Raw genomic sequence first — 20280 nt, 5'->3', positions numbered from 1 at the left:
GCGGCATGGGCACTTCACCGGAATCCGCGCTGAAGGTCGGCGCGGTCATCATCACCATGGGCAACCGCCCCGACGAGCTCCGTGCCCTCCTCGACTCGGTCGCCAAGCAGGACGGCGACCCGGTCGAGGTCGTCGTGGTCGGCAACGGCTCCCCGGTCCCGGACGTCCCCGAGGGCGTCCGCACCATCGAGCTGCCCGAGAACCTGGGCATCCCCGGCGGCCGCAACGTCGGCATCGAGGCCTTCGGCCCCAGCGGCCGGAATGTCGACATATTGCTCTTCCTCGACGACGACGGCCTCCTCGCCCACCACGACACCGCCGAGCTGTGCCGCAAGGCCTTCGAGGCCGACCCCGAGCTCGGCATCATCAGCTTCCGCATCGCCGACCCCGACACCGGCGTCACCCAGCGCCGGCACGTCCCCCGGCTGCGGGCCTCCGACCCGATGCGCTCCTCCCGGGTCACCACCTTCCTGGGCGGCGCCAACGCCGTGCGCACCCAGGTCTTCGCCGAAGTCGGCGGGCTCCCGGACGAATTCTTCTACGCCCACGAGGAAACCGACCTGGCATGGCGGGCCCTCGACGCGGGCTGGATGATCGACTACCGGTCCGACATGGTGCTGTACCACCCGACGACCGCGCCCTCGCGGCACGCGGTCTACCACCGCATGGTCGCCCGCAACCGTGTCTGGCTCGCCCGCCGCAACCTCCCTCTCCCGCTCGTCCCGGTCTATCTGGGCGTCTGGATGCTGCTCACCCTCGTCCGGCGCCCCTCCCGCCCCGCCCTGAGGGCATGGTTCGGCGGATTCCGGGAAGGCTGGACCACCCCGTGCGGTCCCCGCCGGCCCATGAAGTGGCGTACGGTGTGGCGGCTGACTCGACTGGGCCGACCTCCCGTCATCTGACAAGCTCGGTCCTGAGAGCCCCCGGGCCCCCACCGGGCCCCAGGTTCATGCCATGCCCGCACAGGCTGCGCATCTCGAAGACGAAAGTTTCAACTGGTGAGTGAGACAACGCACGACGGCGGAGTCGCGGTGAGCGCGCCTCCGTCGCCCGACGAGGGCCTCACGGCGGCAGAGCTCGCCGCCAAGTACGGGCTGTCCGTGAGCGGCGCCCGCCCCTCGCTGTCCGAGTACGTCCGCCAGCTCTGGGACCGGCGGCACTTCATCCTCGCGTTCTCGCGGGCGAAGCTGACCGCCCAGTACAGCCAGGCGAAGCTCGGCCAGCTGTGGCAGGTGGCCACGCCGCTGCTCAACGCGGCCGTGTACTTCTTCATCTTCGGCATGCTGCTGGGCGCCCGGGAGGGCATCCCGAAGGGCATCTACGTGCCGTTCCTGGTGACCGGCGTGTTCGTCTTCACCTTCACCCAGAGCTCGGTGCTCGCGGGCGTGCGCGCCATCTCCGGCAACCTCGGCCTGGTGCGCGCCCTGCACTTCCCCCGGGCCTCGCTGCCGCTGTCGTTCGCGCTCCAGCAGCTCCAGCAGCTGCTGTACTCCATGGCCGTGCTCGTCGTGATCATGATGGCCTTCGGCAGCTTCCCCGACCTGTCCTGGCTGCTGGTCGTGCCCGCGCTGACCCTGCAGTTCGTCTTCAACGCGGGCCTCGCGCTGATCTTCGCCCGCATGGGGAGCAAGACGCCCGACCTGGCCCAGCTGATGCCGTTCATCCTGCGCACGTGGATGTACGCGTCCGGCGTGATGTTCAGCATCCCGGCGATGCTCGCGGACAAGAACTGGCCGGGCTGGATCACCGACGTCCTGCAGTGGAACCCCGCCGCGATCTACATGGACCTGGTCCGCTTCGCCATGATCGACGGATACGGTTCCGATTTCCTGCCGGCGCACGTGTGGGCCTTCGCGGTGGGCTGGGCGCTGCTGGCGGGCGGTGTCGGCTTCGTCTACTTCTGGAAGGCGGAAGAGAGGTACGGCCGTGGCTGAGCTCAAGAAGGACGGCCCGCGCGTCCCCACCGTCATCGCCGACGACCTGCACATCGTCTACCGCGTCAACGGCGCCAAGAGCGGCAAGGGCAGTGCCACCGCTGCCCTCAGCCGGATCCTCAAGCGCGGCGAGGAGCGGGGCGTGCGCAAGGTGCACGCCGTGCGCGGCGTCTCCTTCGTCGCCTACCGCGGCGAGGCCATCGGCCTGATCGGCTCCAACGGCTCCGGCAAGTCCACCCTGCTGCGCGCCATCGCCGGCCTGCTCCCGGCCGAGCAGGGCAAGGTCTACACCGACGGACAGCCCTCACTGCTCGGCGTGAACGCGGCGCTGATGAACGACCTGACCGGCGAGCGCAACGTCATATTGGGCGGGCTCGCCATGGGCATGTCCCGCGAGGAGATCAAGGCGCGCTACCAGGAGATCGTCGACTTCTCCGGCATCAACGAGAAGGGCGACTTCATCACCCTGCCGATGCGCACGTACTCGTCCGGCATGGCGGCCCGGCTGCGCTTCTCCATCGCCGCCGCCAAGGACCACGACGTCCTCATGATCGACGAGGCGCTGGCCACGGGTGACCGCAAGTTCCAGAAGCGCTCCGAGGAACGCATCCGCGAGCTGCGCAAGGAAGCCGGCACCGTGTTCCTCGTCAGCCACAACAACAAGTCGATCCGCGACACCTGCAACCGCGTCCTGTGGCTGGAACGCGGTGAGCTGCGCATGGACGGACCGACGGACGAGGTCCTCAAGGAGTACGAGAAGTTCACGGGCAAGTAGTCCCCCCGGACATGGGCCGTGCGGCCCAGGACGCTTCCCAGGGCCCCGCCGGAACTGCCTCGGCGGGGCCCGCGTCTGCAAAGGAAACGTCAACTCCGGTCGGCCATAGGAATCTTGGCGTCAATCGGTGCGTTGTTGTGATGTGCAGGACACCCGCACAGGCCCCGCCCCGTTGTACAACGTAAGCTGTACCGGTACCGAAACGCGGCAAGTGGGGCGATAAGGCGCGACACCCTCTCTCGGGGCTGCGGCGCGGACGGCTGGGCGGCGTGTCCGAAATAGTGTGCATTGGGTCGGCGGTGTAGAACGGGAGATGTGACGGCAATGGCTACGGAAACTCCCCAGCTCCACGCAGCATGTGCCGTCCCCGCGCCGGGCAGTCAGCGGTGACGGGAACCGGCGCGCGCACAGCTGATCCAGAGCGCGGCACGCTCGACAAGGCCGCTGCGGAGAACTTCCCCGTGGCGCCGTTCTTCCTGCCCAGGGCCTGGCGCACCGACCTCATGGCCGTCTACGGCTTCGCCCGCCTCGTCGACGACATCGGCGACGGCGATCTCGCTCCCGGCGGCGCCGACGCCCGCCTGCTCGGCGTGCCGCCAGAGCAGGCCGAGGACCGCCTGGTCCTCCTCGACGCCTTCGAGGCCGACCTGCGCCGGGTCTTCGACGGCACCCCGCGCCACCCCCTGCTGCGCCGCCTCCAGCCGACCGTCCGCCGCCGCTCGCTGACCCCCGAGCCGTTCCTCGGGCTGATCGCCGCCAACCGCCAGGACCAGCTCGTGGGGCGCTACGAGACCTACGACGATCTCCTTGCCTACTGCGAACTGTCCGCCAATCCCGTCGGCCGTCTCGTCCTCGCCGTCACCGGCACCGAGACGCCCGAGCGGATCCGCCGCTCCGACGCGGTGTGCACGGCGCTGCAGATCGTCGAGCACCTCCAGGACGTCGCCGAGGACCTCGGCCGTGACCGGATCTATCTGCCCGCCGCGGACATGAAGCGCTTTCACGTCGACGAAACCGATCTCGCGGCGAAAACAGCGGGCGCATCGGTGCGCGCCCTGGTTGCATACGAAGCCGAACGTGCCCAGCACCTCCTGAATGAAGGCACCCCCCTGGTGGGTAGCGTCCACGGCAGGCTCAAGCTGCTGCTCGCGGGTTTCGTGGCGGGGGGAAGGGCGGCGATCCGGGCGATCGCCGCCGCCGAATACGACGTACTTCCCGGCCCGCCCAAGGCCAGCAAGCTCCGGTTGCTGCGCGAGGTGGGCGTGACTCTGCGAGGAGAGGGGTGATCCGGACCGTGGAGTCTGCACCACACGTGTCCGCACCGGTACTCGCCGCCTACAGCTACTGCGAGGCCGTCACCGGGCAGCAGGCCCGTAACTTTGCCTACGGCATCCGACTGCTGCCCACGCCCAAGCGCCGGGCGATGTCGGCGCTGTACGCGTTCTCGCGCCGCGTCGACGACATCGGCGACGGCGCGCTGACCGACGAGGTCAAGGTCGCCCGACTCGAGGACACCCGGGAGCTGCTGACCCGGATCCGCGACGGGGCGGTCGACGAGGACGACATCGACCCCGTCGCCGTCGCTCTCGCCCACGCCGCGGAAACCTTCCCGATCCCGCTGGGCGGTCTGGACGAGCTCATCGACGGCGTCCTGATGGACGTGCGCGGCGAGACCTATGAGACCTGGGACGACCTGAAGGTGTACTGCCGGTGCGTGGCGGGCGCCATCGGGCGCCTCTCGCTCGGCGTCTTCGGCACGGAACCGGGGGCGCGCGGCGCCGAGCGCGCACCCGAGTACGCCGACACGCTGGGGCTCGCGCTGCAACTCACCAACATCCTGCGGGACGTCCGCGAGGACGCCGTGGGCGGGCGCGTCTATCTGCCCTCCGACGACCTCGCCAAATTCGGCTGCTCGGTCGGCTTCAGCGGGCCGACACCACCGGAGGGCTCCGACTTCGCGGGCCTCGTGCACTTCGAAGTGCGTCGGGCCCGCGCCCTTTTCGCCGAGGGCTACCGGCTGCTCCCCATGCTGGACCGGCGCAGCGGCGCCTGCGTCGCCGCCATGGCCGGCATCTACCGCCGCCTCCTCGACCGCATCGAGCGCGACCCCGAGGCCGTGCTGCGCGGCCGGGTCTCGCTGCCCGGGCGCGAGAAGGCGTATGTCGCCGTGCGCGGTCTGAGCGGTCTGGACACCCGGCACATCACCCGTCGTGCCGTCAGGAGGCGTGCCTGATGGACATTCCGGTCCAAGGTGATGCCGCCGGAGAAAAGCGGCGGGCAACCCTCCGCCGCCGGGCGGCGTCCCTGACTGAGACGACCGGCCGCGCACTGTTCGAGCACCGGCACGGCGGTCGAACAGGGGAGGGTGCACGATGACCGACGGCACGCGGTCCGAGGGGCCGCTCGCGGACATCCCCGGGTGCTCCGGGCGGGACGCCGTCGTGGTCGGCGGCGGGCTCGCCGGCATCACCGCCGCGCTCGCGCTCGCCGACGCCGGAGTGCGCGTCACCCTGCTGGAGGGCAGGCCGAGACTCGGTGGCCTGGCCTTCTCCTTCCAGCGCGGCGAACTCACCGTCGACAACGGACAGCACGTGTACCTGCGCTGCTGCACCGCCTACCGCTGGTTCCTCGACCGGATCGAGGGGACGGCGCTGGCTCCGCTGCAGGATCGTCTCGACGTGCCCGTGCTCGACGTCACGCGGCCCGAGGGGCGGCGGCTCGGCAGGCTGCGGCGCGACGCGCTGCCCGTACCCCTGCACCTGGGCCGGAGCCTCGCGACCTATCCGCATCTCTCGCTCGCCGATCGCGCCAAGGTCGGGCGTGCCGCGCTCGCGCTGAAGGCGCTCGACCTCGCCGATCCGACCCTGGACACGCAGGACTTCGGCAGCTGGCTGGCCGCGCACGGCCAGTCGGCGCGTGCCGTCGAGGCCCTGTGGGACCTGGTCGGGGTCGCCACCCTCAACGCGGTCGCTTCCGACGCCTCGCTGGGGCTCGCCGCGATGGTGTTCAAGACCGGTCTGCTGTCCGACCCGGGCGCGGCCGACATCGGCTGGGCCCATGTCCCGCTGGGCGAACTGCATGACCGGCTGGCCCGCAAGGCGCTCGACTCGGCGGGTGTCCGTATCGAGGTCCGTACACGCGTCACCTCCATCTCCCCTGATGAGAACGGACGTTGGAGCGTCCAGGTTCCCGGCGAGACGCTCCATGCGGACGCCGTCGTGCTCGCCGTTGCGCAGCGCGAGGCGTACGAGCTGCTGCCCGTGGGTGCCCTCGACGCGCCCGGGCAGCTGCTGGAGATCGGCACGGCGCCCATCCTCAACGTCCATGTCGTGTACGACCGCAAGGTGCTGAGCCGGCCGTTCTTCGCCGCGCTCGGCACCCCCGTGCAGTGGGTGTTCGACCGGACCGAGGCGTCCGGGCTGCGGGACGGGCAGTACCTCGCCCTGTCCCAGTCGGCCGCGCAGGACGAGATCGACGAGCCCGTCGCCGTACTGCGCGAGCGGTATCTGCCCGAGCTGGAGCGGCTGCTGCCCCGGGCGCGCGGCGCGGAAGTGAAGGACTTCTTCGTGACCAGGGAGCGCACTGCGACGTTCGCTCCCACCCCCGGCGTCGGGCGGCTGCGGCCCGGCGCCCGTACCAAGGCCCCCGGCCTCTGTCTGGCCGGAGCGTGGACCGCCACAGGGTGGCCCGCGACCATGGAGAGTGCGGTCCGCAGTGGCGTGAGTGCGGCGGGCGCCGCGCTGAGCGCCCTGGGCCGGCCCCGCCCCAGCCACCTCTTCGACGTCGAGGAGGCGGCGTGATGCTGAATGAGCGCACGGCGGCAGGCCCCCGCACCCCCGGTACCGCAACAAGAGGAGAGACTGTGCCCACTGTGCCCCCGGCCTCGAAGGCCGCTCGAGAGACCGCGGTGGACGTGACCGCGCTCCTGGAGCGCGGGAGGACCCTGGCCACACCGGTACTGCGGGCGGCGATCGACCGCCTGGCCCCTCCCATGGACACCGTTTCCGCCTACCACTTCGGCTGGATCGACGCCGAGGGCAACCCCACGGCCGGTGACGGCGGCAAGGCCGTACGCCCCGCCCTCGCGGTGCTCTCCGCGGAGGTCACCGGTGCCGCGCCCGAGGTCGGCATTCCGGGCGCCGTCGCCGTCGAACTCGTCCACAACTTCTCGCTGTTGCACGACGACCTGATGGACGGCGACGAACAGCGCCGCCACCGCGACACGGTCTGGAAGGTGCACGGCCCCGCCCAGGCCATCCTCGTCGGCGACGCCCTGTTCGCCCTCGCCAACGAGGTCCTGCTGGAACTCGGCACCGTCGAGGCCGGCCGCGCCACCCGCCGCCTGACCACTGCGACCCGCGCCCTCATCGACGGCCAGGCGCAGGACATCTCCTACGAGCACCGCGACCGCGTCAGCGTCGAGGAGTGCCTGGAGATGGAGGGCAACAAGACCGGCGCCCTGCTCGCCTGCGCCAGCTCCATCGGCGCCGTGCTCGGCGGCGCGGACGACGGCACCGCCGACACCCTGGAGAAGTACGGCTACCACCTGGGCCTGGCCTTCCAGGCCGTCGACGACCTGCTCGGCATCTGGGGCGACCCGGTCTCCACCGGCAAGCAGACCTGGAGCGACCTGCGCCAGCGCAAGAAGTCCCTGCCGGTGGTGGCCGCGCTCGCCGCGGGCGGGTCCGCCTCCGAGCGGCTCGGCGAGATCCTCGCCGCGGACGCCAAGAGCAGCGACTTCGAGAACTTCTCCGAGGAGGAGTTCGCCGCCCGCGCCGCCCTCATCGAGGAGGCGGGCGGCCGCGAGTGGACCGCCGAAGAGGCACGCCGTCAGCACACCATCGCCGTCGAGGCCCTCGACGCCGTCGACATGCCCGAGCAGGTCCGGGCGCAGTTCACGGCGCTCGCCGACTTCGTCGTCGTACGAAAGAGATGATTCCCGGGCGAAAAGAGATGATCAGTATCGGTCGAATAGCCCTCGCGTAGTCGCCGGCCGGTGCCGCTGGAAGAAGCGCACCGGCCGACGGCGGACCCACAGCAGACGCACTACCTGGAGCACTGCACGAAGGGGAAGCCATGACAGCGACGACCGACGGAAGCACCGGGGCCCTGCCGCCCCGGGCAGCCGCGGCCACCGACACCGAGACCCCCGTGGCGGCCGGGGTGCACGAAGCCGCCGTACGCGCGGTCCGGCGCGCCACCGACTTCCTGCTGGCGAAGCAGGACGCCCAGGGCTGGTGGAAGGGCGACCTCGAGACCAACGTCACGATGGACGCCGAGGACCTGCTGCTCCGTCAGTTCCTGGGCATCCGCGACGACAAGACCACACAGGCCGCCGCGCTCTTCATCCGGGGAGAGCAGCGCGAGGACGGCACCTGGGCCACTTTCTACGGCGGCCCCGGCGAACTCTCCACCACCGTCGAGGCGTACGTCGCCCTCCGCCTGGCCGGCGACGCCCCGGACGCCCCGCACATGGCGAAGGCCTCCGCCTGGATCCGCGAGCAGGGCGGCATCGCCGCCGCCCGGGTCTTCACCCGGATCTGGCTGGCCCTGTTCGGCTGGTGGAAGTGGGAGGACCTGCCCGAACTCCCGCCGGAGCTCATCTTCTTCCCCAAGTGGCTGCCGCTCAACATCTACGACTTCGGCTGCTGGGCCCGGCAGACCATCGTCCCGCTGACGATCGTCTCCGCGAAGCGGCCGGTACGGCCCGCGCCGTTCCCGCTCGACGAGCTGCACACCGACCCGGCCAACCCCGGTCCGCCCAGGCCCCTCGCCCCCGCGGCGAGTTGGGACGGCGCCTTCCAGCGGCTCGACAAGGCGCTGCACCAGCTCCGCAAGGTCGCGCCGCGCCGGCTGCGCAAGGCGGCCATGAACAGCGCGGCCCGCTGGATCATCGAGCGGCAGGAGAACGACGGCTGCTGGGGCGGCATCCAGCCACCGGCGGTGTACTCGATCATCGCCCTGCACCTGCTCGGCTACGACCTCCAACACCCGGTGATGCGCGAGGGATTGGCGTCGCTGGACCGCTTCGCCGTCTGGCGCGAGGACGGCGCCCGGATGATCGAGGCCTGCCAGTCACCGGTCTGGGACACCTGCCTGGCGACCATCGCGCTCGTGGACGCGGGCCTGCCCGCCGACCATCCGCAGCTCGTGAAGGCCGCGGACTGGATGTTGGGCGAGGAGATCGTCCGGCCCGGCGACTGGGCGGTCAAACGGCCCCAACTGCCGCCGGGTGGCTGGGCGTTCGAGTTCCACAACGACAACTACCCCGACATCGACGACACCGCCGAGGTGGTCCTCGCGCTGCGCCGGGTCAAGCACCACGACCCGCAGCGGGTGGAGAAGGCGATCGGGCGCGGGGTGCGCTGGAACCTCGGGATGCAGTCGAAGAACGGGGCATGGGGCGCCTTCGACGTCGACAACACCAGCCCGTTCCCCAACCGGCTGCCGTTCTGCGACTTCGGCGAGGTGATCGACCCGCCGTCGGCGGACGTCACCGCGCACGTCGTCGAGATGCTGGCGGTCGAGGGCCTCGCCCACGACCCGCGCACCCGGCGCGGCATCCAGTGGCTGCTCGCCGAACAGGAGCCGGACGGCTCGTGGTTCGGGCGCTGGGGCGTCAACTACGTCTACGGCACCGGGTCGGTCGTCCCCGCCCTCACAGCCGCCGGAATCCCCGCCTCCCACCCCGCGATCCGCCGCGCGGTGGCCTGGCTGGAGTCCGTCCAGAACGACGACGGCGGCTGGGGCGAGGACCTGCGCTCCTACAAGTACGTCAAGGAGTGGAGCGGCAAGGGCGCCTCGACCGCCTCGCAGACGGCGTGGGCGCTGATGGCCCTGCTGGCCGCGGGGGAGAAGGACTCCAAGGCCGTCGAGCGCGGCATCGAGTGGCTCGCGGCCACCCAGCGGGAGGACGGCTCCTGGGACGAGCCGTACTTCACGGGCACGGGCTTCCCGTGGGACTTCTCGATCAACTACCACCTCTACCGGCAGGTGTTCCCGCTCACCGCACTGGGCCGGTACGTCCACGGAGAGCCTTTCTCCGACCGGCACAAGGGCAGCTGATGAGCACCCCGCCCGCCCCGGTGCCGCTGCTGATCGCCTGCGCGCTCGGCATCGAGCAGTTCGCCCTGCGCACCAGCGACAGCGGCGGCGCCGGCGGGCCGGTCACCGTGCTCCGCACGGGCATGGGGCCCAAGGCTGCCGAGCGCTCCGTCACCCGGGTGCTGGCCGACCCGGCCCTCAGCGGGGCCGCGGTGCTCGCCACGGGCTTCTGCGCGGGGCTCGCTCCCGGTATGCACCCCGGCGATCTGGTCGTCGCCGAGGAGACCCGGGATCCGGGCGGGACCGTTGCGTGTGTCGGGACCGACCTGCTCGTCAAGGAGCTGGCGCGGGCCGTTCCCGGCCGCACCGTCCACACCGGACCGCTCACCGGCTCCGACCACGTCATTCGTGGTCAGGAACGGTCCGACCTGCTCTCGACCGGCGCAATCGCGGTCGACATGGAGTCGGCCGCCACGCTCCTGAGCGCCGTACGCGCGGGCGAGCGCCCGGTTGCGGCCGTCCGAGTGGTCGTGGACGCTCCAGAACATGAACTCGTCCGGATCGGCACGTTGCGCGGTGGAATATCGGCTTTCCGCGTTCTTCGTTCCGTTCTGCCCGCTTTCTATGAATGGCACCGTTCTTTGCTGCTCCCCAGGAGGTGAGCCAGATGGCCATGCCGCTGCGTCAGTCCATCAAGGTCGCTACTTACTTGGCCGAACAGAAACTCCGCAGGCGGGACAAGTTTCCGCTCATCGTCGAATTGGAACCGCTCTTCGCCTGCAATCTGAAGTGCGAGGGCTGCGGCAAGATCCAGCACCCGGCCGGAGTGCTCAAGCAGCGCATGCCCGTCGCGCAGGCCGTGGGAGCGGTGCTCGAATCCGGCGCACCGATGGTGTCCATCGCCGGCGGTGAGCCCCTGATGCACCCGCAGATCGATGAAATCGTGCGGCAGTTGGTGGCCAAGCGGAAATACGTCTTCCTGTGCACCAACGCCCTGTTGATGCGCAAGAAGATGGACAAGTTCAAGCCCTCTCCCTACTTCGCCTTCGCCGTGCACATCGACGGCCTGCGCGAGCGCCACGACGAGTCGGTGGCGAAGGAAGGCGTGTTCGACGAGGCCGTGGAGGCGATCAAGGAGGCCAAGAGGCGCGGCTTCCGGGTCACCACCAATTCGACCTTCTTCAACACCGACACCCCGCAGACCGTCATCGAGGTGCTCAACTACCTCAACGACGACCTCAAGGTCGACGAGATGATGATCTCGCCCGCCTACGCCTACGAGAAGGCGCCCGACCAGGAGCACTTCCTGGGCGTCGAGCAGACCCGCGAGCTGTTCAGGAAGGCCTTCGCGGGCGGCAACCGGCGCCGCTGGCGGCTCAACCACTCGCCGCTCTTCCTGGACTTCCTGGAGGGCAAGGTCGACTTCCCGTGCACCGCGTGGGCCATCCCGAACTACTCGCTGTTCGGCTGGCAGCGCCCCTGCTACCTGATGAGCGACGGGTACGTCCCCACCTACCGGGAGCTGATCGAGGAGACCGACTGGGACAAGTACGGCCGCGGCAAGGACCCGCGCTGCGCCAACTGCATGGCGCACTGCGGCTACGAGCCCACCGCCGTCCTCGCCACCATGGGATCGCTGAAGGAGTCGCTGCGCGCGATGCGCGAGACGGTCTCCGGAAACCGGGAGTGACACCATGACCGCCATCCCCTTGGGCGTCCCCGAGGTACCCATCCGGCCGATCGCCGAGCGCCGAGTGTCGCGGCAGATCCAGGTCGGACCGGTGGCGGTCGGGGGCGGCGCCCCGGTGTCGGTGCAGTCGATGACGACGACCCGTACGTCCGACATCGGCGCCACCCTCCAGCAGATCGCCGAGCTCACGGCGTCGGGCTGCCAGATCGTGCGCGTGGCCTGCCCGACGCAGGACGACGCCGACGCCCTCGCGACGATCGCCCGCAAGTCGCAGATCCCGGTGATCGCGGACATCCACTTCCAGCCGAAGTACGTCTTCGCGGCGATCGAGGCGGGCTGTGCGGCCGTACGCGTCAATCCCGGCAACATCAAGCAGTTCGACGACAAGGTCAAGGAGATCGCGCGGGCCGCCAAGGACCACGGCACCCCGATCCGCATCGGCGTCAACGCGGGCTCGCTCGACAGGCGGCTGCTCCAGAAGTACGGCAAGGCCACCCCCGAGGCGCTGGTGGAGAGCGCCCTGTGGGAGGCGTCGCTCTTCGAGGAGCACGACTTCCGGGACATCAAGATCTCGGTCAAGCACAACGACCCCGTGGTGATGGTCAACGCCTACCGGCTGCTCGCCGAGCAGTGCGACTACCCGCTGCACCTCGGGGTGACCGAGGCCGGTCCCGCCTTCCAGGGCACGATCAAGTCGGCGGTCGCCTTCGGCGCCCTGCTGTCGCGGGGGATCGGCGACACGATCAGGGTGTCCCTGAGCGCGCCGCCCGCCGAGGAGGTCAAGGTCGGCATCCAGATCCTGGAGTCGCTCGGCCTCAGGCAGCGGCGTCTGGAGATCGTCTCCTGCCCGTCGTGCGGGCGTGCCCAGGTCGACGTGTACAAGCTGGCCGACGAGGTCACGGCCGGCCTGGAAGGCATGGAAGTGCCGTTGCGGGTAGCCGTCATGGGCTGTGTGGTCAACGGCCCCGGCGAGGCGCGGGAGGCGGATCTGGGGGTGGCCTCCGGCAACGGCAAGGGCCAGATCTTCGTGAAGGGCGAGGTCATCAAGACCGTCCCCGAGTCGAAGATCGTGGAGACCCTGATCGAGGAGGCGATGAAGATCGCCGAGCAACTGGAGCAGGACGGGGCCGCATCGGGCGCCCCCACCGTCACGGGGAAACCGGCAGTGACCGTGAGTTGAAGCAAGGCATGGACCGAGAGGGGGCCCGAGCGTGACGATTCTGGAGAACATCCGGGGACCACGCGACCTGAAGGCGCTGTCCGAGACGGAACTCGGTGAACTGTCCGACGAGATCAGAGAGTTCCTGGTGCACGCGGTCGCCAGGACCGGCGGGCATCTGGGGCCCAATCTGGGGGTGGTGGAACTCTCCATCGCGCTCCACCGAGTCTTCGAGTCACCGGTCGACCGCATCGTCTGGGACACCGGTCACCAGAGTTACGTACACAAGCTTTTGACGGGACGTCAGGACTTTTCCAAGCTGCGCGGCAAGGGCGGCCTGTCCGGCTATCCCTCGCGCGAGGAGTCCGAGCACGACATCGTCGAGAACAGCCACGCCTCCACCGCCCTCGGCTGGGCCGACGGGCTCGCCAAGGCCCGTCAGGTGCAGGGGGACAAGGGGCACGTCGTCGCGGTGATCGGCGACGGGGCGCTGACCGGCGGCATGGCCTGGGAGGCGCTGAACAACATCGCGGCCGCCAAGGACCGCCCGCTGATCATCGTCGTCAACGACAACGAGCGGTCGTACGCGCCGACCATCGGGGGCCTCGCGAACCACCTCGCGACCCTGCGCACGACCGACAGCTACGAGAAGGTCCTCGCCTGGGGCAAGGACGTACTGCAGCGCACGCCCGTCATCGGCACCACCGTCTACGAGGCCCTGCACGGCGCCAAGAAGGGCTTCAAGGACGCCTTCGCGCCGCAGGGGCTCTTCGAGGACCTGGGGCTGAAGTACGTCGGGCCGATCGACGGGCACGACATCGGCGCCGTCGAGTCCGCACTGCGCAGGGCCAAGCGCTTCCACGGACCCGTGCTGGTCCACTGCCTCACGGAGAAGGGGCGCGGCTACGAACCCGCCCTCGCCCACGAGGAGGACCACTTCCACACCGTCGGCGTGATGGACCCGCTGACCTGCGCGCCGCTCGTGCCGACGGGCGGGCCGTCCTGGACCTCGGTGTTCGGCGAGGAGATCGTGCGGATCGGGGAGGAACGGGAGGACGTCGTGGCGATCACGGCGGCCATGCTGCACCCCGTCGGGCTCGGCAAGTTCGCGGAGCGGTTCCCGGACCGGGTGTGGGACGTCGGGATCGCCGAGCAGCACGCGGCCGTGTCGGCGGCCGGGCTGGCGACCGGGGGGCTGCATCCCGTCGTCGCCGTCTACGCCACCTTCCTCAACCGCGCCTTCGATCAGCTGCTGATGGACGTCGCCCTGCACCGGTGCGGGGTGACCTTCGTGCTGGACCGGGCCGGTGTCACGGGTGCCGACGGGCCCTCCCACAACGGCATGTGGGACATGTCGATCCTCCAGGTGGTGCCCGGCCTCAGGATCGCCGCCCCACGCGACGCCGACCAGCTGCGGGCACAGCTGCGGGAGGCGGTGGCGGTCGACGACGCGCCGACGCTGGTGCGGTTCCCGAAGGAGTCGGTCGGGCCGTCCATCCCGGCGGTCGACCGGGTCGGCGGACTGGACGTGCTGCACCGGGACGCGGGCGAGCCGGAGGTCCTCCTCGTGGCCGTCGGCGTGATGGCCCCGGTGTGCCTCCAGGCCGCCGAGCTGCTTCAGGGCCGCGGTATCAACTGCACGGTCGTCGACCCCCGATGGGTCAAGCCCGTCGACCCGGCGATCCCGGGCCTCGCCGCCGAGCACCGGCTGGTGGCCGTCGTCGAGGACAACAGCCGTTCCGCCGGGGTCGGCGCCGCCGTGGCGCTCGCGCTGGGCGACGCCGACGTGGACGTGCCCGTACGGCGGTTCGGCATCCCGGAGCAGTTCCTCGCGCACGCCAAGCGGAGCGAGGTGCTCGCCGACATCGGGCTCACGCCCGTCGAGGTCGCCGGCCGGATCAGCGCCAGCCTGGCCGTCAAGGAGGCCGAGGACAGCCTGGCGGGCGCCGAGCAGGCGGACGGCAGCCCTGACGGTCATGCCGTCGTGCCAGTCAAGGAGAAAGCCGAATGACCACCGAGTTCGACCTCGGCAGACTCCTCGCCGAGCGCGGAGCCGAGCGCTACGAGCTGCACAGCAGGTACCTGAACCACCAGCTCCCGCGCATGCTGCACACCATCGGCTTCGACAAGGTCTACGAGCGGGCCGAGGGCGCCTACTTCTGGGACGCGGACGGCGACGACTACCTGGACATGCTCGCCGGGTTCGGGGTGATGGGCCTGGGGCGCCACCACCCCGTCGTCCGCAAGGCGCTGCACGACGTCCTCGACGCCTCCCTCGCCGATCTCACCCGCTTCGACTGCCAGCCGCTGCCCGGCCTGCTGGCCGAGAAGCTGCTCGCGCACAGTCCGCACCTGGACCGGGTGTTCTTCGGCAACAGCGGGACCGAGGCGGTGGAGACCGCGCTGAAGTTCGCGCGGTTCGTCACCGGCAGGCCGCGGATCCTGTACTGCGACCACGCCTTCCACGGCCTGACCACCGGCTCCCTGTCCGTCAACGGCGAATCCGGCTTCCGGGACGGCTTCGCCCCGCTGCTGCCGGACACGGCCGTACCGCTCGGTGATCTCGCCGCCCTCACCCGGGAGTTGAAGAAGGGCGATGTCGCCGCCCTCATCGTCGAACCGATCCAGGGCAAGGGCGTGCACGAGGCACCGCCCGGCTATCTGCGGGCCGCACAGGAGCTGCTGCACAGGCACAAGGCGCTGCTCATCGCCGACGAGGTGCAGACGGGGCTGGGCCGCACCGGCTGCTTCTACGCCTACCAGCACGAGGACGGGGTCGAGCCGGACCTGGTGTGCGTGGCCAAGGCGCTGTCCGGCGGCTATGTGCCGGTGGGTGCCACCGTCGGCAAGGACTGGATCTTCAAGAAGGTCTACTCGTCCATGGACCGCGTCCTGGTCCACTCGGCGAGCTTCGGGTCCAACGCGCAGGCCATGGCGGCCGGCCTCGCCGTGCTGTCCGTCATGGAGAACGAGCAGATCGTCGCGAACGCGCGGGCGACCGGGGAGCAGCTGAAGTCCCGGCTCGCGGCGCTTACCGACAAGTACGAACTGCTCGCCGACGTCCGCGGCCGGGGCCTGATGGTCGGCATCGAGTTCGGCCGTCCCGACTCGCTGAAGCTGCGCAGCCGTTGGACCATGCTCCAGGCCGCGCGCAAGGGTCTGTTCGCGCAGATGGTCGTCGTACCGCTGCTGCGGCGGCACCGGATCCTCACCCAGGTCTCCGGCGACCACCTGGAGGTGATCAAGCTGATTCCGCCGTTGATCATCGGTGAGCGGGAGGTGGACCGGTTCGTCGACGCCTTCACGGATGTGATGGACGACGCGCACAGTGGTGGCGGGCTGATGTGGGACTTCGGAAAGACGTTGATCAAGCAGGCGGTCGCCAACCGGTGACGGCCGGGCGGCCCTCGCGCTTTTGCCTCTGAGGCAAGGAATTTGCCGCACAGGCAAGACCGCGACTGAATGGGAGCATGAGCTCTCCCGAGATCGAGCCCCGACCCGAGGACGGGACCGGGCGCGGACCGGAGGCCGGGGCCGGGCCGACGACCGGGCCGGACGAAGCCCTGCCCGTCGTCGCGCCCCAGCTTCGCGCCCTGCGCCGCCGCGCCTCCCTCACCCTGGAGGCCGCGGCCCGCGCCGCCGGCCTGTCGCCCGCGCATCTCTCCCGCCTGGAGACCGGGCAGCGCCAGCCCTCGCTGCCGATGCTGCTCGCGCTCGCGCGCATCTACGGTACGACCGTCTCCGAGCTGCTCGGCGAGAGGGTCGCCGACCGGGACGCCGTCGTGCACGCCGCCGACATGGAGCCCACCGCGGCGGGCGGCTGGACGTACTGGCAGGCAGGCGCGCCCGGGCGCGGCATGCAGGCCCTGCGCGTCCATGTGCCGTACGGCGCGCAGGGCGACATCGTGCGCGTCCACCCCGGCGAGGAGTGGCTGTACGTGCTCAAGGGGCGGCTGCGGCTGCGCCTCGGGGACACCACGCACCGGCTCGCGCCCGGCGACAGCGCGCACTTCGACTCGCTCACCCCGCACCGCATCGCCGCCCAGGACCAGGGCGGGGTCGAGCTCCTCTTCGTCCACACCCTGCTGCAGAGCCCCACGGCCACGCTGTGCCTGGGCCCCACCCATGGAGAGACGCCATGACCGACATGGAGGAGAAGTTCCCGCGCGCCCTGTGGGTGCGGCTCATCATCTACATCGCGGTGGGGCATGTCTTCGCCGCCTTCGTCTACCTGCTGTTCGAGGCGGGGGCGAAGTAGGCGCGAGGGCGAAACAGGCGCGGGTGCGGGGCGGGGCCGGGCAGGAACCGCGGTGGTGGAGCCCGGCAGCAACCCCGGGCAGGAGCCGCGGTGGTGGAGCCCGGCCGCAGCCCCGGTCAGTCGAGCAGCCGCTCCCGCAGTCGCTCCCGGGCCTCCGGCGTGAGACCCAGCCCCTGCTCCAGGTAGGTGTCGACGTCGCCCCACTTCTCCTCGATGGTCTCGAAGGCGGCCGTCAGATACTCGGCGCGCGCGTCGAACAGGGGGCTGAGCAGCTCCATGACCTCGGGGGAGTAGGCCGAGGCGTCGCTGCTGCTGCGGTGCACCTTGTAGCGGCGGTGCTTGGCGTTGGACTCCAGGTAGTCGGCGAGGATCGCCTCGCGCTCGACGCCGAGGGCGAGCAGCGTCACGGCGATGGACAGACCGGCGCGGTCCTTGCCCGCCGCGCAGTGCATCAGGGCCGGGACGCTGTCCTCGGCGAGGGAGTGCAGCACCTGGGAGTGCTCGGTGGTGCGCTCCTGGACGATCATCCGGTACGAGGCGATCATCCGGTTCGCGGCCTTGCCGTCCGCGAGGATCTCCCGCAGCTGGTCGATGTCGCCGTCGCGGACCATCTTCCAGAACTCGGCGCCGTCCGCCGGGTCGCTCAGCGGCAGATTCACATTGCGCACCCCCGGCAGCTCGACGTCCGGCCCCTCTAGCTTCTGGTCGGCCGCGTTGCGGAAGTCGAAGATCGTGTGCAGGCCCAGGGAGGCGAGGAAGGCGGCGTCCTGCTCGGTCGCGTGCGCGAGGTGGCCGCTGCGGAACAGCACCCCGTACCGCACCCGCCGTCCGTCCACCGTCGGCAGGCCGCCCACATCGCGGAAGTTGCGGACTCCGGCCAGCTCGGGCTCGGTCGACGGGATCTGCTGCGTCACGGGGGCTCCTCCCAGTCGGCCCCGTCGGCAGGCTCGGCGGTGTGGCCGACGGGGTGCGCTCTCGACCATACGACATGGATGTCTGGGGCAATGAGTTGTCCACAGGCGTTGCATCCGAGGCCGTCGGCCTTGATGATGTTGGGGCTTGATCGGACCTGTTCGAATGTGTGAGGGCTTGATGCTGGAGATCTCCGACGGCGGACGTATCTGGGTTCTTTCCGGGCCGACCAGCAGTTACGCCCTCCATCTCACGGACGGCGACGAACTGCTGCACCTCCACTGGGGCGCGCGTATCGCGCTCGCCGATGCCGAGGAGCTGGCCGCCCGCCCGCTCCCGGACTACCGCGGCTTCGAGTCCCAGCTCGACGGGCACGAGGAGTACCCGGTCGAGGGCGGCCCCCGCTTCGTACGGCCGGCCCTGTCCGTACGCACCGACGAGCGGCGCGGCACCGAGTGGACCTTCGAGACGTACGAGACCGAGGGCGCCAAGGGTGAGGAGGGCGAGGAGCTGCGGCTGCGGTTCCGGGACGGCGGACTGGGCATCACGCTGCACTACCGGATGCGCGACGACGTCGTGGAGCGCTGGGTGACCCTGCACAACCAGGGGCCCGTCCTGGAGCTGTTGCGCGCCGACTCCGCCACCTGGACCCTGCCCGACCGCGAGGACTGGCGGCTGTCGCAGCTGCACGGGCGCTGGGCCGCGGAGTCCCGGCTGACGCGGTCCTCCCTCACCTACGGGGAGAAGGTCATCGGCAGCCGTCGCGGCCACACCGGACACCCCCTCCTGCCCTGGGTCGCGCTCGACACCGACGCCACCGAGGAGCACGGCGAGGTGTACGGCTGTGCCCTTGCCTGGTCGGGCTCCTGGCGGATCGCGGTGGCCCAACTGCCGGACGCGCGTGTGCAGATCACCGGCGGGGTCGGGTACGACGACTCGGGGCTGCTGCGGCTGGCGGCGGGGGAGTCGTTCGTGACCCCCGTCTTCGCCGGGTTGTGGAGCGACGGCGGCTTCGGGGGCGCGAGCCGCGCCTGGCACGCCTATCAGCGCGCCCATGTGATCCCTGACGCCGATCAGGACCGGCCCGTGCTGTTCAACTCCTGGGAGGCGACGGAGTTCGACATCTCCGAGGAGCAGCAGGCCACCCTCGCGCGACGGGCCGCCGCGATCGGCGTGGAGCTGTTCGTCGTCGACGACGGCTGGTTCGGGGCGCGCACCAGCGACCGCGCCGGGCTCGGCGACTGGACGCCCAACCCCGACCGCTTCCCCAGCGGCCTCAAGCCGCTCGCCGACTACGTGCACGCGCTCGGCATGCAGTTCGGCATCTGGGTCGAGCCGGAAATGGTCAATCCGGACAGCGAGCTCTACCGCGCCCACCCGGACTGGGTCCAGCATCAGAACGGGCGAAAGCGGACGGAATTCCGCAATCAGCTCGTACTGAACCTCGCACGCGAAGACGTCCGGGACTACCTCTGGCGGCAGCTCGACGGTCTCCTCTCCAGCGCCCCGATCGACTATGTGAAGTGGGACTTCAACCGTTGCTTCAGTGACGCGGGCTGGCCGGGCGAGCCGTATCCGCAGCGGCTCTGGGTCGACCATGTGCGTGCCTTCTACGCCCTGTTGGACCGGCTGCGCGCCGCCCACCCGGGCGTCGCCTTCGAGTCCTGCTCGGGCGGCGGCGGCCGGATCGACCTGGGGGTGCTGAGCCGTACGGACCAGGTGTGGACGTCCGACAACACCGACCCGCTCGACCGGCTCGCCATCCAGCACGGCTTCAGTCAGATCCATCCGGCCCGGGTCATGGCCGCCTGGGTCACCGACAGTCCCAACAGCCAGCTCAACGGCCGGGTCAGCTCGCTGCGCTTCCGGTTCGTGAGCGCCATGGCCGGGGTGCTCGGCGTCGGTGGCGACCTGGCGCGGTGGAGCGAGGAGGAGCTTGCCGAGGCGCGGGAGTGGGTGGAGCTCTACAAGGAGATCCGGCCCCTGGTGCAGCGCGGGGACCTCTACCGGCTGCGGCCGCCGCGGGGCGGGCTGAGCGCCGTGCAGTACCTGCTCGGCGACGAGACCGTCGTCCTCGCCTGGCTCCAGGCGCAGAGCTACGGCGAGGCCGTACCGGCGCTGCGGTTGCGGGGGCTCGACCCGACGGCGTCGTACGAATGCCGCGAAACGGGCGAAGTCTACCGAGGTGCCGTGCTGCTGCATCACGGGCTGCGGACGGGGTTGCGGGGCGACCTCGACGCGGCAGTCATCCGGCTGCGCCGCATCTAGGGCTTCTGTCCGTATTGGCGCCGATAGGCGACTTCGGATGCTTTCATTAGCCTTCAGTGCCTTCGGGCCTTCAGTGGCCTTGGAGGGGCTTGGAGAGTCTTAGAGGGTCTTAGTGGGCCTTAGGTGCCCTTCATTGGCTTTCATTCCAACTCGCTCTGGATTAAGGAAAGCTGGAGCGGTGTCACGTGATTAGGGTCATATTCGTGACCGAGGGTTGCCCGTCATGTTCACGTAATCCAC

The 20280-nt window shown here is 70.3% G+C and carries 18 protein-coding genes; 17 read left to right on the top strand and 1 reads right to left on the bottom strand.

Going from position 1 to position 20280, the window contains the following annotated elements:
* The first annotated feature begins 5 nt into the window (after window positions 1-5).
* From AQI70_RS11205 to AQI70_RS11135, 16 genes are all read left to right on the top strand, one after another.
* Window positions 6-902 carry a glycosyltransferase family 2 protein gene (locus tag AQI70_RS11205; RefSeq protein WP_062147053.1) on the top strand — a complete coding sequence of 299 codons (897 nt, stop codon included), beginning with the start codon at window positions 6-8 and terminating at the stop codon, window positions 900-902.
* A 96-nt stretch (window positions 903-998) separates the two neighbouring features.
* Window positions 999-1934 (top strand): ABC transporter permease, encoded by a 936-nt coding sequence (locus AQI70_RS11200; RefSeq protein ID WP_062147051.1) that lies wholly within the window; start codon window positions 999-1001, stop codon window positions 1932-1934.
* Window positions 1927-2709: an ABC transporter ATP-binding protein gene (locus AQI70_RS11195; RefSeq protein WP_062147049.1), complete on the top strand. Its 783-nt coding sequence runs from the start codon at window positions 1927-1929 to the stop codon at window positions 2707-2709. The genes AQI70_RS11200 and AQI70_RS11195 overlap by 8 nt, the downstream gene beginning before the upstream one ends.
* A 386-nt stretch (window positions 2710-3095) precedes the next feature.
* Complete coding sequence (gene hpnC / locus AQI70_RS11190; protein WP_062147047.1) at window positions 3096-3995, top strand: squalene synthase HpnC; 900 nt, start codon at window positions 3096-3098, stop codon at window positions 3993-3995.
* Window positions 3992-4942: a presqualene diphosphate synthase HpnD gene (gene hpnD, locus AQI70_RS11185; protein ID WP_062147045.1), complete on the top strand. Its 951-nt coding sequence runs from the start codon at window positions 3992-3994 to the stop codon at window positions 4940-4942. The genes hpnC and hpnD overlap by 4 nt, the downstream gene beginning before the upstream one ends.
* Window positions 4942-5085: a DUF6380 family protein gene (locus tag AQI70_RS40100; protein WP_244181571.1), complete on the top strand. Its 144-nt coding sequence runs from the start codon at window positions 4942-4944 to the stop codon at window positions 5083-5085. Before hpnD ends, AQI70_RS40100 begins: the two co-directional genes overlap by 1 nt.
* The gene (gene hpnE / locus AQI70_RS11180; protein WP_062147043.1) at window positions 5082-6509 is read left to right on the top strand and encodes a hydroxysqualene dehydroxylase HpnE; all 1428 of its coding nucleotides are present in this window, start codon (window positions 5082-5084) and stop codon (window positions 6507-6509) included. The genes AQI70_RS40100 and hpnE overlap by 4 nt, the downstream gene beginning before the upstream one ends.
* A complete protein-coding gene (locus tag AQI70_RS11175; protein WP_079051243.1) occupies window positions 6509-7645 on the top strand; it encodes a polyprenyl synthetase family protein in 1137 nt (378 codons plus the stop codon). The genes hpnE and AQI70_RS11175 overlap by 1 nt, the downstream gene beginning before the upstream one ends.
* 140 nt (window positions 7646-7785) lie before the next feature.
* Window positions 7786-9774, top strand: a complete 1989-nt coding sequence (shc, locus tag AQI70_RS11170; RefSeq protein WP_062147039.1) for a squalene--hopene cyclase — start codon at window positions 7786-7788, stop codon at window positions 9772-9774.
* Entirely contained in the window at window positions 9774-10415 is a 642-nt protein-coding gene (locus AQI70_RS11165) for a phosphorylase family protein (RefSeq protein ID WP_062147037.1), read from the top strand. Before shc ends, AQI70_RS11165 begins: the two co-directional genes overlap by 1 nt.
* 5 nt (window positions 10416-10420) lie before the next feature.
* Window positions 10421-11443, top strand: a complete 1023-nt coding sequence (gene hpnH / locus AQI70_RS11160) for an adenosyl-hopene transferase HpnH (RefSeq protein WP_062147035.1) — start codon at window positions 10421-10423, stop codon at window positions 11441-11443.
* Between the two features lie 4 nt (window positions 11444-11447).
* Window positions 11448-12623, top strand: coding sequence for a flavodoxin-dependent (E)-4-hydroxy-3-methylbut-2-enyl-diphosphate synthase (ispG, locus tag AQI70_RS11155; RefSeq protein WP_062147033.1), 1176 nt, complete (start codon window positions 11448-11450; stop codon window positions 12621-12623).
* 31 nt (window positions 12624-12654) lie between these two features.
* Window positions 12655-14613: a 1-deoxy-D-xylulose-5-phosphate synthase gene (gene dxs, locus AQI70_RS11150; protein WP_062147031.1), complete on the top strand. Its 1959-nt coding sequence runs from the start codon at window positions 12655-12657 to the stop codon at window positions 14611-14613.
* The gene (locus tag AQI70_RS11145) at window positions 14610-15995 is read left to right on the top strand and encodes an aspartate aminotransferase family protein (RefSeq protein ID WP_062147029.1); all 1386 of its coding nucleotides are present in this window, start codon (window positions 14610-14612) and stop codon (window positions 15993-15995) included. Before dxs ends, AQI70_RS11145 begins: the two co-directional genes overlap by 4 nt.
* 77 nt (window positions 15996-16072) lie before the next feature.
* Complete coding sequence (locus AQI70_RS11140) at window positions 16073-16744, top strand: helix-turn-helix domain-containing protein (RefSeq protein ID WP_208607338.1); 672 nt, start codon at window positions 16073-16075, stop codon at window positions 16742-16744.
* The gene (locus AQI70_RS11135; RefSeq protein ID WP_003996252.1) at window positions 16741-16860 is read left to right on the top strand and encodes a DUF6126 family protein; all 120 of its coding nucleotides are present in this window, start codon (window positions 16741-16743) and stop codon (window positions 16858-16860) included. The genes AQI70_RS11140 and AQI70_RS11135 overlap by 4 nt, the downstream gene beginning before the upstream one ends.
* Before the next feature lie 116 nt (window positions 16861-16976).
* Here AQI70_RS11135 and AQI70_RS11130 read toward each other — a convergent pair whose 3' ends face one another.
* Window positions 16977-17774 (bottom strand): tyrosine-protein phosphatase, encoded by a 798-nt coding sequence (locus tag AQI70_RS11130; RefSeq protein WP_062147027.1) that lies wholly within the window; start codon window positions 17772-17774, stop codon window positions 16977-16979.
* A gap of 178 nt (window positions 17775-17952) precedes the next feature.
* Here AQI70_RS11130 and AQI70_RS11125 point away from each other — a divergent pair, with 178 nt between their 5' ends.
* On the top strand, window positions 17953-20040 hold the full coding sequence (locus AQI70_RS11125) for an alpha-galactosidase (RefSeq protein WP_062147026.1): 2088 nt from the start codon (window positions 17953-17955) through the stop codon (window positions 20038-20040).
* The last annotated feature ends 240 nt before the right edge of the window (window positions 20041-20280 follow it).

The sequence above is a fragment of the Streptomyces curacoi genome, assembly GCF_001513975.1.
GTDB classification, from domain to species: Bacteria; Actinomycetota; Actinomycetes; order Streptomycetales; family Streptomycetaceae; genus Streptomyces; species Streptomyces curacoi.
This window is presented reverse-complemented; position numbering and strand designations above follow the sequence as displayed.